The organism is Pedobacter sp. AJM, assembly GCF_002197755.1.
In the GTDB taxonomy this organism is placed as follows: Bacteria; Bacteroidota; Bacteroidia; order Sphingobacteriales; family Sphingobacteriaceae; genus Pedobacter.
Window position 1 is genome coordinate 45,839 of record NZ_NHOT01000007.1, and the last position, 14,587, is coordinate 60,425.

The window sequence follows — 14,587 nt, forward strand, 5'->3', positions numbered from 1 at the left end:
CCTATCACATGAAAAGCAAGGTTATTCACGGCGCACTATTTGGTTTAGCGGTTGGCGATGCACTCGGTGTACCCGCAGAGTTTAAATCAAGAACTTATTTAGCAGAACATCCGGTAAACGGAATGGAAGGCTTTGGAACCCATAACCAACCTGCTGGAACCTGGAGTGATGACAGTTCGCTAACCTTTTGCCTGGCAGAGAGCCTTTGCTCTGGTTACAACTTGCAGAATATGGCCCTGAAATTCCTTCAGTGGTATCGTGCGGAGATCTGGACACCACATGGTGAAGTATTTGATATTGGCATTGCAACCAGTAAGGCCATCAATGAAATTGCCAAAGGCACCGATCCGGTTTTGTGTGGCGGAAATCGCGAAGCAGATAATGGAAATGGTGCTTTAATGCGGATCTTACCCATGGTATTTTATTTCCGCCATGAAGCTGATCTTCAAAGGATCTATGAACGGGTTAAAGAAGTGTCTGCTATTACTCATGCACATTTCCGCTCTGTTTTTGCCTGCTTTATTTATGTGGTTTATGGTTTGGAATTATTAAAAGGCTGTGATAAAAAAGTGGCTTACCAGAATATGCAGGCGGCAGTTAAGCGGTTTGTTGAAAAAAATGCTTTTGAACCCAAAGAAATTGATCTTTTTAAACGGGTTTTAGATGGTGATATTTCAACAATTGCTATGGCTGAAATTTCTTCATCTGGTTATGTTTTGCACAGTTTGGAAGCCAGTTTATGGTGTATTCTTACCACACAATCTTACGAAGACGCAGTTCTGAAAGCAGTTAACTTGGGTGAAGATAGCGATACCACGGCTGCAATTGCCGGCGGAATGGCAGGTTTAATCTATGGTTTTGACGGTATTCCGGAAGAGTGGATAAATGTTTTGGTAAAGCGATCAGGTATTCAGAACCTTTGCAAGGAACTGGAAATGAAGTTGATGAAAAGTCAGAAGTATACCGTTTCTGCCATTAAAGAGACTGATGAATTCTTTTTCTTTTGGGAACATCAGGTGTCGAATGATGGAATGCTCACCAAATCCTGTTTAACCCAATGGTGGGATGCTCCTTTTCTAGTGGATCAAGTTGAATATAAAACCGCTGAACATTGGATGATGAGCAAGAAAGCAGCATTGTTTAATGATCAAATTACATTAACCAAAATTTTAGCGGCGAACTCGCCGGAAGAAGTTAAAAACCTGGGCAGGCAAGTAAGTAATTATGACGATGCCATCTGGTCTGAAAACAGATATGAAATCGTAAGAGAAGGCAATTTTCATAAATTTAGCCAGCATAAAGAACTGAAAGACTTTTTGATCAATACAGGGGAAAAGATTTTAGCAGAAGCCAGTCCGGTGGATTTAATTTGGGGGATTGGCCTGGCGGAAGAAAATCCTGATGCGCAACATGTTGCGCAGTGGAAGGGATTAAACCTTCTGGGTTTCGCATTGATGGAGGTTCGGGACCAAATAAATCTTAAATCATCAATCCTTCCAAAACAAATAAAAAAGTTTGAGTAAGTAGCTAAGTGTTGAGGATATGGAAAAAGCAAATATGAACAGAACATTGGTAATAGGAGATATTCATGGCGGCCTGAAAGCCCTAACCCAGTTATTTGAACGTGTTGAAGTATCAACAAATGACCGGTTAATTTTTTTAGGGGACTATGTAGATGGATGGAGTGAATCCGCTCAGGTAATTGACTATCTCATCCAGTTAGCGCAAACACATTCCTGCATTTTTATCAAAGGCAATCACGATGCCTGGTGTATCGATTGGCTTTCGGAGGGGATTATTGATGAAGTTTGGTTTGCACATGGCGGAAAATCAACCATGGAAAGCTATCAACAGCTGCCAGATTCAGTAAAGCAAGCGCATCTTAAGTTTTTTAGAAAGATGAAAGATTACCATGTTGATGAACAAAATAATCTTTTTATTCATGCCGGATTTTCCTCTATGCATGGTCCGGAAAAAGAACGTTATTCTTCCAATTATTCCTGGGACAGAACACTTTGGGAAATGGCATTGACGGTAGACAGCAAAATTGATCAGGACTCGCCACGCTATCCGAAAAGATTACTGCTTTATCATGAAATCTATATCGGCCATACGCCAACCCTATACTACGGAGTAAATGTACCGATGCAAGGCTGCAATGTCTGGAATATCGATACCGGCGCCGCTTTTACAGGTAAACTCAGCTGCCTCGATCTTCAAACGAAAAAGGTCTGGCAAAGTGATGTATTGCCAAGTCTTTATCCGAATGAAACAGGACGAAATAAAAATTAACCAATTTAACAGAAACCATAAATATCAAATATCATGAACCCATTATTATTAACAGACGGATACAAAGTAGATCACCGCAGGCAATACCCTGATAACACTACACTGGTTTATTCAAACTGGACACCAAGAAAAAGCAGGCTGGAGCAGGTAAGCCACGTTGTTCTTTTTGGCTTACAGTATTTTATCAAAAAATATATCATCGAAGATTTTAATCAAAATTTCTTTAAACAGCCTAAAGACGAAATTTTAAAAAAATACTCCAGAAGGATTAATAACTATCTTGGTGAAAACCTGGTTGGAACACAGCACATAGCTGATTTGCACGATCTGGGTTACATCCCAATGGTTTTCAAATCACTGCCAGAAGGTGCTGAGGTGCCACTTCGGGTGCCGATGTTTACCATGTACAACACCTTGCCCGAATTCTTTTGGCTAACCAATTATTTTGAAACCTTGCTATCGGCTGTGGTGTGGTTGCCTTGTAATTCTGCTACGATTGCCAAACAATACCGGGCAATTATGGATCAATATGCAACTGAAACTTCATCAGTGCCAGAATTTGTTGATTGGCAGGGACACGATTTTTCTATGCGTGGTATGGGTGGGATAGAAGCTGCAGTAACTTCTGCAGCCGGGCACTTATTAAGTTTTACCGGAACAGATACTATCCCAGCAATTGATTTTCTGGAAACATATTATAATGCAGATTCAGATCATGAATTAATTGGTGGCTCTGTTGCTGCTACAGAGCATTCTGTAATGTGCATGGGTACAAATACCGGTGAGTTGGAAACTTTTAAACGATTAATTCTAGAGGTGTATCCAAAAGGAATTGTATCGATCGTATCTGATACCTGGGATTTATGGAAGGTACTTACTGAATATTTGCCTGCTTTAAAAGAAGATATCATCAGTAGAGACGGAAAAGTGGTAATCAGGCCAGATTCTGGAGATCCGGTAGATATCATCTGCGGGAATCCGAATGGTAAAAATGAAAATGAGAAAAAAGGCGTAATTGAATTACTTTGGGATGTTTTCGGTGGAAAAACCAATGATAAAGGCTACAAGGAATTGGTTCCGCAAATTGGTGCTATTTATGGTGATAGCATTACAACCGAGCGTGCCACCCAAATTTGTGAACGGTTAAAAGCAAAAGGTTTTGCTTCTACCAATGTCGTTTTCGGCATCGGTTCGTTCACTTACCAATACAATACCCGCGATACTTTTGGTTTTGCCATGAAAGCCACCTATGGAGAAGTAGCAGGCATTGGACGTGAAATTTTTAAAGATCCGATTACCGATGATGGTACTAAAAAATCAGCAAAAGGTTTACTCCAGATTTTTAAAAATGCAGCAGGCGAATATGAGTTAAAAGATCAATGTACCTGGGAAGAAGAAGCACAGGGCGAATTAAAGGAAGTTTTTAGAGATGGTCATTTATTGATCGATTATTCTCTCGCTGAAATTAGAGAAAGGCTAAAGAATAGTTAACTTCGCCAAGTTTTTAACCGACCGGCAAAAATGTTGGTCGGTTATTATATGAAAGATACCTTAAAAAATGCAAGAAAAATCAACTTTCAATCATGGAGCCGATATCGTAAACAGTGCGATCAGATTTACGAACGCATGGTTTAAACAATCCAAAACGATTACGGAAGAGCTGAGTGATTTTTTTATTCTTCCGGGTAATAAAGTGATGGATAAACAGGTGATCATAGCCCGGCTTAAAGGTATTTTTGGTCAATCTGATGAATATGTTGGCGGAAGATATGACATCATTGATACCCATTATGAATTGCTTGATGGTGGTAAAGGAATGGGTTTTGTAGAAGGGGTTGCCGGCTTCAGGGCGGTACTGAAAAAAGAATCCAAAATTATCAGTGGTCCGTTTAAGTTATATTTCGCATTGCAAAACGGCCGATGGAAAATTGTTAATATTGAATTTCCAGGGTTTTCATATTAGGCTAACTGGTTTCTTCGTTTATAATATTATTTGTAGCTTGTTTCTTGATCAACCAGCTATAATTATGAGAAACCTAATCACCATTTTTATTTCATTTGCATTTTTCCTTGCGTCGTGCTCGCAAAATTCAAAATCCGACAAACCTAAAACTGAATCCGCTTGAGTTTTATCTGTAAAACAAAATACGCCTGAAGACGGAGAACCCGAATATGCTTTAGCTTCAATAACTTCTGACTTTGCACATTATTGGAACTACCATGATCGGTATGTCAAGCTATATCGGGATTTTTCGGCTATTGATGAAGATGGTAAAACCATAAAAAAGGAAGCGTTTTTGAGAAAACTTACTTCAGGGAAGTTCTTACCACTTCTGATCCATACTGAAAATTCAGGTGGCAGTTATAAGCTGGTTAAAATTCCTGCTCATATCGCAAAAGATGGTTGCGCCGTTATTGCTGCTAATGCTAAAACTGAACTTCGTTATTTTAAAATGGAAGGAAAACCCATTCCGGCATTTAATTTTAAGGACATAAATGGTGTTGAATACTCATCAGCAAATACCAAAGGAAAGATTGTCTTATTTAAGTGCTGGTTTATCGGTTGTAGCACTTGTGTAAAAGAAATGCCAGAATTAAATAAGATGGTCGAAAAATATAACAATCGAAAAGATATATTATTTGTGAGTCTGGCAATTGATGATAAAAAGCCACTTCAGGAATTTTTAACCAAAACAAAGTTTGAATATGCAACTGTTCCTGGCCAGGATAAATACATGACAGAGAAATTAAAGGTTGCTGCTTATCCAACTCACTTTTTGATGGATAAAAATGGCATTCTGGTTAAGACAGTCAACACCGAAACCGCAATTTCAGAAGTACTGGAACAGCTGGCAGTTCAATGAGTTTATTACAATTGAAATTCGCCACTTAACATAATTTTTCTATCTTTGGTTTTTAATGAATTTCCTGTATCCGGGCTTTCTTTTCGCACTATTATCGGTTGCCATTCCGGTTATCATTCATTTATTCAATTTCAGGAAATTTAAAAAAGTTTATTTCTCCAATGTCCAATTCCTGAAAACGGTAGAGCAGCAACGTTCATCTAAAGAAAAGCTAAAAAATGTATTAATCCTTTTATCCCGGATTTTAGCCATAATCTTTTTGGTATTGGCCTTTGCACAGCCTTTTATCCCGGTAAATCAGCAAAAAAGGGGGATGCACAATAATATTGTCAGCATTTATATTGATAATTCTTACAGCATGGAAGCCATTAATAAAGATGGTAACCTGTTTGATGAAGCGAGGCGAAGGGCAAAAGAAATCGTAAAAGGCTTTGGTATAAATGATCGTTTTCAGTTACTAACCAATGATTTTGAAGGTAAGCATCAGCGGTTGTTAAATCAGGAAGAATTTCTTAAGGCTCTTGATGAAGTGAAAATTTCGGCCACTACCCGTAATCTTCAACAAATTTTAAACAGGCAGGAAAATGTATTTAGCGGTGCGGCCAATCCGTATATTTTTGTGCTATCCGATTTTCAGAAAAGCATTACAGCAACTAAAAGACTCAACACAAATCCTGATATCCAATATGCATTTGTTAAGTTAAATGCCAGCACATTGCCTAATGTTGCTGTGGATAGCGTGTGGATGTTGTCGCCCAATCATCAGCCTGGTGCAAATGAAAGATTGGTGGTTCAATTAAAAAACTATTCGCCGGAAACAGCTAAAAATATCCCGCTCAAATTAAGCATTAACAATCAGCAAAAAGGTTTAGGCTCAGTCACTATTCCGGCAGAACAAACCATGCGAGATACCCTAAACTTTTCGGGGTTAAGTGCCGGCTGGCAAAAGGGGATAGTGAGTATTAAAGATTTCCCGGTCACTTTTGATGATGCACTGTCTTTTAGTTTTAAAGTGGATAAAAGCTTGCCGGTGTTAAGCATTAACGGTGCCCGCGCCGGAAACTATATTAAGGCACTTTTTGGTGCCGATGATTATTATAAGCTTACAGAAAATGATGAGCGGAACGTCAATTATAATGGCTTTACCAATTATAGTCTAATTGTACTGAATGGGTTGCAAAATCCATCTACAGGCTTAGCCCAGCAGTTAAAAACTTATTTAAATGCCGGAGGTCTGGTAGTTATCTTTCCGGATCTTGATGCAGATATTCAAACGTACAATACTTTTCTAACAGCCCTATCCTTACCGGCCATTCAAAAACTGGAGAAAACTGAAACCAGGGTAGATCAGATTGATCTTCAGCATCCCATTTTCAAAACTGTTTTTGAAGAAATTCCAAAAAATCTTGATTTACCAGTGTCAAACCGATATTTTTCCTTTGCAGAAAGGAATGCCGTCAATAAGGAAAATATTTTATCCCTACCCGGCAAGAAGCTGTTCTTTGCCAAATATGGGATGGGGAATGGATCTGTATACCTTTCGTCAACAGGTTTAAATGTTGCAGACGGTAATTTAGCCCGTCATCCGGTTTTTGTGCCATTAATGTATCGTGTCGCCTTAAGTGGTGGTGCAGAAGGTGCGCTTTATCATTATCTTGGGATTGATCATGTGCTGTCAGGAAAGAAGATCGTTATGGGGAAAAATCAAACCCTCAAGCTAAAGGCAAATGACTTCGAAACCATTCCTGAAATCCGGCAGGTAGATGGTAAAACACTAATTTATACGGCTGATCAGGTTCGGGATGCTGGTTTTTACAACCTTAGTCTGGCCGATTCCATTCTTGCTGTATATGCTTTCAACAGCGATAGGAAAGAATCTGATCTGCACTACCTGAGTAAAACGGAACTGAAGAACCTGACGGCAGATAGTCGCTTAAAAATATTTGATACCGATCAGGATGCCATAAAGCTCACTGCCGGAGCCAATAAAATCGGACAAACTTTATGGAAACTTTGTTTAATTTTGTCACTGATTTTTATTGCAGCAGAAATACTCCTTATCCGATTTTTTAACAACACAAAAAGAACAATATGAATCTCCTGGTTAAGAATGTAATCATTGCCGACCCGCAAAGTCAATTCAACAAACAAGAATGTGATGTCAGGGTAGTTGATGGTCAAATTAAAAACATAGGTAAATTAACAGCCCATCTGGACGAAACTATTTTTGATGCGTCGGGTGCATTCCTCACACCAGGTTTTTTTGACCTGAATTGTGTAGCCGGAGATCCCGGTTTCGAAACTAAAGAAGACATTCAAACCCTTACCGCCGCTGCTACAGCAGGTGGATTTACTGGCCTTGCTTTATTGCCACAGGCAAATCCGGTGGTGCAATCTAAATCGCAGGTAGAATATATTATTAATAAAGCCAAAAACAACCTGGTTGATGTGTTACCTGTTGGGGCCATCAGTCAGAACAGGGAGGCAAAGGAACTTGCTGAACTGTTTGATATGCAGCAGGCGGGAGCCGTGGCTTTCTCCGACGGCGACAAAGCCTTACAGGATGATGGCTTTATGAGTCGTGCGCTTCAATATGCGAAAGGGTTTGATGCCTTATTAATGGTTTATCCGGAAAACAAATCCATTGCCGGGAAATCACAGATTAACGAAAGTAAGAATTCAGTGCTGTTGGGCATGAAGGGGTTACCCGCATTAGCCGAAGAAATGCACATTGCCCGCGATATTTTTCTCGCTACCTATAATGAAACGAAAATTCACATGAGTAATATTTCTACCGCTGGTGCCGTAGCTTTGATTAGAAAAGCTAAAAAAGAGGGGGTTCAGGTTTCCTGTGATGTGACGGCACACCATCTGGTGTTTACCGAAGAACTTTTAGCCGACTTTGACAGCAATTACAAAGTGAAGCCACCTTTGCGTGGTAAAGCTGATGTGAAAGCACTTATTGCAGGTTTGAAGGATGGAACCATTGATGCCATTACCTCACAACACCGTCCGGAAGAGATTGAGTTTAAAAATGTCGAATTCGAAATTGCTCATTATGGCATTATTGCTTTGCAAACGGTGCTTCCCTTATTATTAAAGGCTGGTTTGGACGTAGGGCTAATTGCAGAGAAATTAGCCATTAATCCACGTAAATTATTAAATTTAGCCGCTCCGGTGATTGCAGAAGGAGAGAAGGCAAACTTTACGATTTTTAACATGAATGAAAAATGGTTGTACAATTCATCGAATAATTTTTCTAAATCGGCAAATAGTCCTTTATTAGGTGCCGAGCTTAGAGGAAAAGTGACTTTAGTGTATAATAATAAGCAATTCCTTAAGTATTAAGGAGGTCAGAACAAGGAGCAAAAAACAAAGATTAAGCAGCAATAACAAGGATTAGAAACTAATAAAAAAATTAGGGATTAAAGTTGATAGGGATAAGATTTGTTTAGGCTCATGGGCTTTCATCTTTGCTCTTTTATCTTTACTCCTTTAAATTTAAAAAAGATGGATAACAGGGTAAAAAAAGCGCTGGTCGCTTCACTAAATAAATATGCTGAAGTTGCAGCAATCAATGTTGAAGGTTTTGAAACGGAGTTACTCGCTGCGTTTGAACTTGATGCTAAATTTTTGGATAAAGTAACTGCATTTGATGCCGTTTTCGATACTCACCCAAAATTTGAAGAATTAAGGGAAGTATTTTTCGATTTATTAATGGTGAATTTCTTCAGCAGTGATGTACAGAAACTCGAAGATGATTATCTGGAAAGCGATGAATGGGCAAAAATTGAGGAAGAAACCATTGACAGGGGAACAGAATTATTGAATCTTTTACTTTACATTAAAGAATGTAAGGATGAAGATATTGACCCTGAATTAGGTGATTTCCTGAAAGAGTTTTTATTAGTGGAGGATGATGAGTTTCAGGATGAATTTGAAATTTACGAAGAAATGATCAGTAACCAGCAATTGGCTGAAGGGAGCGTGGAGGAAATTTGCAAAACAGCACCAACCTTAAGTATCAGCGAAGAAATGCAGGAATTGTTTGTTCCCTTTATGGTATTTTTCCTTGATGTAGAAGGAAGCGCAACCACCACCAAAGAAATAATTCAATTTAGCAGTAACAAATCGTTCAATTCTGCTACTTATATATTAATTACAACAATTAATAACTAAATTAAACTTCATTACAATGGACAAAAGTGCTCAAATTTCCCAATTATCCCTTAAGTATGGTTTCATGCTGGCTGCTGTTTCTATAGCATTATCACTGACCATGCATTTCATTAACCCGGTTTTGGTATATACCAATGTCATGGTATCAATTGGTATTTTTATTTTATTTATTACCTTATTGGTTGTTTCCGGAATTAATATCCGTAAAGAAATTGGTGGCTTCTGGACTTTTGGAGAAGCATTTAAAGCCTTTTTAGTCATTTCTTTAATATTAGCCATTACCGCAACCTTATATAATTTTGTATTAATGAAGCTTATTGATCCTGATCTTCCGGCGAAAGCTGCTGCTGCCATTGAAGATGCGCAAAGGGCAATGATGGAAAAATTTGGTTTAGGTAATGATGAAATTGATGAAGCAATGGCGAAAGCAGGTAACATGCAGGAAAAACTAGAGCCTAGTTTCAAAAATACTTTTACCAGTTTCGGCGTTTCAATCGCATCATATGGCGTGATCTCATTAATTTTAGCTGCGATTTTGAAGAAAAAACCACCAGTTACTTTTAATACCTTCCCAACAGAAGGTTAATTTTATAAAATTTTGAACGTGCAGGTTTTATCATTTAATTTGATGAGATTTGCACGTTTTTCAATAATGCATCATTGCGAACGAAGCGTAGGGATGAGCAACGCGTGCGGCAATCTTATTTTAGCAGATTGCTTCGTTGTACCTCCTCGCAATGACGAAAAGACCCAATAAATGGATATATCAGTTGTAGTACCCTTATTCAATGAAGATGAGTCCCTGCCAGAATTAACGGCATGGATTGATAAAGTGATGGTGGAAAATAATTTCAGTTATGAAATTGTTTTAATTGATGATGGCAGTACCGATAAATCATGGGAAGTTATTGAAACATTAAGGGGACAAAATCCAGCCATTAAAGGAATAAAGTTCAGGAGGAATTACGGTAAATCAGCAGCACTTAATGTTGGTTTTGAAGCTACACAAGGTGATGTGGTGATTACCATGGATGCCGATTTACAAGACAGCCCGGATGAAATTCCCGAATTATACCGTCGCATAAAAGAAGAAAAGTTAGATCTGATTTCCGGTTGGAAAAAGAAACGTTACGATCCCATTACCAAAACCGTGCCTACTAAATTATTTAATGCCGCCACCCGGAAAATGAGTGGCATTGAGTTAAATGACTTTAACTGTGGTTTAAAAGCCTATCGCAGCGATGTTATCAAAACCATCGAGGTTTATGGTGAAATGCACCGTTATATTCCTGTCATTGCTAAGTGGGCAGGATTCAGCAAAATTGCTGAACAAGTGGTAGAACACAGGGCCCGTAAGTATGGCACGACGAAATTTGGTTTCAGCCGGTTTATTAATGGCTTTTTAGATTTGCTGTCTATTTTCTTTGTTGGCAAATTTGGCAAACGGCCGATGCACTTTTTTGGCTCTCTGGGTGTATTGAGTTTCTTAGTCGGCATAGTAATGTCGCTTTACACCTTAATCGAAAAACAATACCTCATCTGGAATGGTTTGGCCTATCGTGATGTAACCCAACAACCGCTATTTTACTTGTCATTAGTGGCTATAGTAGTGGGTTCTCAAATGTTTCTGGCTGGTTTTATTGCCGAACTTTTGTCGCGAAACGCACCAGAAAGAAACCAGTACCTGATTGAAAAGGAATTAAGGTAGAAGGATTGAAGGCGGAAGTTTAATCCGCCTACACGTTCAACCTTTATACCCTCAACCTTCAACCTCTGCAAAATGTTTTTCTCTATCATTATTCCGCTCTACAATCGTCCACAAGAAATTGATGAACTTTTATATACTTTAACCAAACAGACGTATTTACAGTTTGAGGTACTGGTTATTGAAGATGGTTCTGTTCACGATGCAAAAGCAATTGTAAACAGTTATGCCCACCAGCTTGATATTAAATATTATTTTAAAGAAAACGGTGGACAAGGTTTTGCCCGCAATTATGCTTTTGAAAGGGCTGAAGGAGATTATTTCATTATCTTTGATTCAGATATCCTGGTTCCGCCGGATTACCTGGAAATCGTAAAAAATTATCTTTACGAACACCAGCTGGATGCCTACGGCGGTCCGGATGCAGCACATGAAAGTTTTACGCCGGTACAAAAGGCCATCAGTTACGCCATGACCTCTCCATTTACCACAGGAGGAATCAGGGGAAATAAAAAGCATGTAGGGCAGTTTCATCCAAGGAGTTTCAATATGGGCGTTTCCCGTGAGGCATGGGAAAAGGTTGGCGGATTTATTTTAACCAGATTAGGCGAAGATATTGAATACAGTATCCGCATTCATGAAAATGGTTTTAAAATTGGCTTAATTCCGGAGGCTAAAGTATACCACAAGCGGCGGACCAGCTTCAGGCAGTTTTATAAACAATTGCACTTTTTTGGCAGAGCAAGAATTAATATTTATAAACACTTTCCAAGGGAGTTAAAGCTGATTCATTTTTTTCCGGCAGTGGCTACAATCGGTATGATCATAACATTGCTCATGAATGTAATCTATTCGCCTTTAGCGTATATTTTGGATTTCATGGTGTTATTGTATTTTATGTTGATATTTTTTCACTCCTGGTCTGTAAATAAATCTATAAAAGTTGCATTTTTGAGCATGATATCTTCATTCATCCAGTTAACGGCCTATGGTTTAGGATTTATACAGGATTTATTTAAAAGAGTGATTTTTTCAGGGAAATAAAAGTCAGAGGAATAGGAAGTAGAGAAGAGGAAATAGGGAATAGAGGAAAGGAGACGTTTAGTGGGAAATGAATGAATGATACCCAATTCGAACACCTTGCAACAAAAAATAAGAATCAGAAATTAACATGATCAACTATCTAAAAGAAAGTACATTTGCAGTAAATGATGTCATCCGTAAGGCCTGGAGCATTATGACAAAGCATTATTTTTCTATTGCCACGCTATGTTTTCTGATGTTTATTACGGCGAGCGCATCCAGCCTGATGGCTTTTTTTATTAAGGATGTGAGTAAGGTGCTTAGTTTTTTCATGGTGGTTATTTTCATCATGTTGTACTTTACCATCAATCTTTCGCTTTTTAAGTATATTTTTCACCTTATTGATAATGAAGATGAAGATGTTACGATTGTTGGTACACTCCCAACCAGGCAACAGATTATCAGGTTTTTAATTGCTACGCTTTATTTTATTGGCTGTATTTTATTTATCGGACTGATCCTTTTCCCGGTTTTATATGTGCTTGATCCGGTATTACGTTATCTGGTGAAGATTGGCTGGGTAGAAAGCTTCCAAACCACCGGTGTTATCATCACACAAATTGCTGTAGGTATTGCCATCCTGGCTTTGTTTATCACCTGGCTGAGGATTTCCTTTTTCCCCTTTTTTATTATTGATAAAAATGCCCCGCCGTTTGAGTCCATCAAACTTAGTCTGGCCATTACCAAAGGTAATTTTACAAAGATTTTATTATTGCTGTTGGTTTTGGGTGGGGGCTACCTGATTTATTTATTATTTAATCTGTTACACTGGCCATTCGTTGCTTTTGTCGTTAATATTTTAAGTTCATTTATTATTGTTCCTTTATCCAGTGTTGCCTTAACGGTAGCCTATCGCAAAATTGCAGGAGAGTATGAAGGAGATGAGCATCCTGATATCTTACATAACATCGTTTAACGGAAAAGCATTCAATTGTTTAATCATCCAAAAATCAATCATTAATTATGGGATTAAAAGCAGCATTAAGTAAACCATTTGCGGCATTTGCAGTATGGCAGATCAACAAGTGGAAGAAGAATGCCGTTGTTGCCCAGGATAAAATTCTTAAAGAGCTCGTCTTTGAAGCCAGGGGAACAGCTTTTGGCAAGGACCATCATTTTGCTGAAATTAAAGACTATAGTGATTTTAAACAACGTGTACCCGTACAGGATTATGAAGGGCTCAAACCTTATGTAGATCGTGTGGTAAACGGTGAGGCAGATGTGCTTTGGAAAGGCAAACCACTTTATTTCGCTAAAACATCCGGTACCACATCTGGTGTGAAATACATTCCGCTTTCTAAAGAATCGATGCCAGAGCACATTAAGGCTGCCCGGAATGCCATCCTTACCTATATTCATGAAACAGGAAAGACCGATTTTGTGAACGGAAAAATGATTTTTTTGCAAGGAAGCCCTGTATTGAATGTAAAAAATGGAATTAATGTAGGGCGTTTATCCGGAATTGTAGCCCATCATGTTCCTGCCTATTTGCAAAAGAATCGATTGCCTTCGTATGATACTAATATTATTGAAGATTGGGAAGAGAAGGTGGATGCAATTGTGGAGGAAACCCTTCACGAAGACATGACACTGATTTCCGGGATTCCACCCTGGGTGCAAATGTATTTCGATAAGCTCACCGAAAAAACAAATGGGAAAAAGATAAGCGAGATTTTCAAAAACTTTAGTCTGTTTATTTATGGAGGGGTAAATTTTGAACCTTATCGGGCAAAAATTGAGCAAAGTATTGGTCGTAAAATAGATGCGATAGAAACCTATCCGGCATCAGAAGGCTTTATTGCCTATCAGGATGCTCAAAACGACAAAGGCCTGTTACTTTTGGCTGATGCGGGAATTTTTTATGAATTTATTCCGGCAGATGAATATTATAATGAGTACCCAACCAGGCTATCGCTGGGAGAAATAGAACTGGATGTGAATTATGCTTTGATTTTGAACACTAATGCAGGTTTATGGGGCTATAGTATTGGCGATACGGTAAAATTTGTTTCTAAAAATCCTTATAAAATAGTGGTCACCGGGCGGATTAAGCATTTTATATCTGCATTTGGTGAGCATGTGATTGGCGAGGAAGTGGAGCAGGCCTTATTAAGTGTGGCCAATGACGAAAAAGTAGAAATTACAGAATTTACAGTAGCACCACAGGTAAACCCTGAAGGCGGTGCCTTACCTTATCACGAATGGTTTGTAGAGTTTTCAACTGCACCACAAAATATGCCTGCCTTTAGTAAAAAAGTAGATCAGGCTTTGCAAAAGAAAAATATTTACTATTTTGATTTAATTGAGGGTAACATCCTTCAGCCCCTAATCATACGTACGTTACAAAAAGATGCCTTTGTTAATTATATGAAAAGTGAAGGCAAACTCGGCGGACAAAATAAAGTGCCAAGATTAAGTAATGACCGGAAATTGGCGGATGGGTTGGAGAAATATATTGTTTAAT

Annotated in this window: 13 protein-coding genes; all 13 read left to right on the forward strand. The window is 38.5% G+C overall.

Annotation, left to right across the window (positions count from 1 at the left end; translation table 11 throughout):
* Nucleotides 1-8: 8 nt before the first annotated feature.
* Nucleotides 9-1,523 carry an ADP-ribosylglycohydrolase family protein gene (locus CBW18_RS21680; RefSeq protein ID WP_253249047.1) on the forward strand — a complete coding sequence of 505 codons (1,515 nt, stop codon included), beginning with the start codon at nt 9-11 and terminating at the stop codon, nt 1,521-1,523.
* A 19-nt stretch (nt 1,524-1,542) separates the two neighbouring features.
* A complete protein-coding gene (locus CBW18_RS14635) occupies nt 1,543-2,292 on the forward strand; it encodes a metallophosphoesterase family protein (protein WP_253249048.1) in 750 nt (249 codons plus the stop codon).
* Nucleotides 2,293-2,325: 33 nt separating this feature from the next.
* Nucleotides 2,326-3,783: a nicotinate phosphoribosyltransferase gene (locus CBW18_RS14640; protein ID WP_088302069.1), complete on the forward strand. Its 1,458-nt coding sequence runs from the start codon at nt 2,326-2,328 to the stop codon at nt 3,781-3,783.
* A gap of 67 nt (nt 3,784-3,850) precedes the next feature.
* A complete protein-coding gene (locus CBW18_RS14645) occupies nt 3,851-4,255 on the forward strand; it encodes a hypothetical protein (protein WP_088302070.1) in 405 nt (134 codons plus the stop codon).
* A 334-nt stretch (nt 4,256-4,589) separates the two neighbouring features.
* Complete coding sequence (locus CBW18_RS14650; protein WP_088302071.1) at nt 4,590-5,156, forward strand: TlpA disulfide reductase family protein; 567 nt, start codon at nt 4,590-4,592, stop codon at nt 5,154-5,156.
* Between the two features lie 55 nt (nt 5,157-5,211).
* Nucleotides 5,212-7,251, forward strand: a complete 2,040-nt coding sequence (locus CBW18_RS14655) for a BatA and WFA domain-containing protein (RefSeq protein WP_088302072.1) — start codon at nt 5,212-5,214, stop codon at nt 7,249-7,251.
* Nucleotides 7,248-8,504 (forward strand): dihydroorotase, encoded by a 1,257-nt coding sequence (locus tag CBW18_RS14660; RefSeq protein ID WP_088302073.1) that lies wholly within the window; start codon nt 7,248-7,250, stop codon nt 8,502-8,504. The genes CBW18_RS14655 and CBW18_RS14660 overlap by 4 nt, the downstream gene beginning before the upstream one ends.
* 162 nt (nt 8,505-8,666) lie before the next feature.
* Nucleotides 8,667-9,335: a hypothetical protein gene (locus CBW18_RS14665; protein WP_088302074.1), complete on the forward strand. Its 669-nt coding sequence runs from the start codon at nt 8,667-8,669 to the stop codon at nt 9,333-9,335.
* Between the two features lie 16 nt (nt 9,336-9,351).
* The gene (locus tag CBW18_RS14670) at nt 9,352-9,921 is read left to right on the forward strand and encodes a DUF4199 domain-containing protein (RefSeq protein ID WP_088302075.1); all 570 of its coding nucleotides are present in this window, start codon (nt 9,352-9,354) and stop codon (nt 9,919-9,921) included.
* A 171-nt stretch (nt 9,922-10,092) separates the two neighbouring features.
* Nucleotides 10,093-11,043 (forward strand): glycosyltransferase family 2 protein, encoded by a 951-nt coding sequence (locus CBW18_RS14675; RefSeq protein WP_088302076.1) that lies wholly within the window; start codon nt 10,093-10,095, stop codon nt 11,041-11,043.
* Between the two features lie 72 nt (nt 11,044-11,115).
* Complete coding sequence (locus CBW18_RS14680) at nt 11,116-12,084, forward strand: glycosyltransferase family 2 protein (protein ID WP_088302077.1); 969 nt, start codon at nt 11,116-11,118, stop codon at nt 12,082-12,084.
* A 127-nt stretch (nt 12,085-12,211) separates the two neighbouring features.
* Complete coding sequence (locus tag CBW18_RS14685; protein ID WP_088302078.1) at nt 12,212-13,039, forward strand: hypothetical protein; 828 nt, start codon at nt 12,212-12,214, stop codon at nt 13,037-13,039.
* 47 nt (nt 13,040-13,086) lie between these two features.
* Nucleotides 13,087-14,586: a GH3 auxin-responsive promoter family protein gene (locus CBW18_RS14690; RefSeq protein ID WP_088302079.1), complete on the forward strand. Its 1,500-nt coding sequence runs from the start codon at nt 13,087-13,089 to the stop codon at nt 14,584-14,586.
* The last annotated feature ends 1 nt before the right edge of the window (nt 14,587 follow it).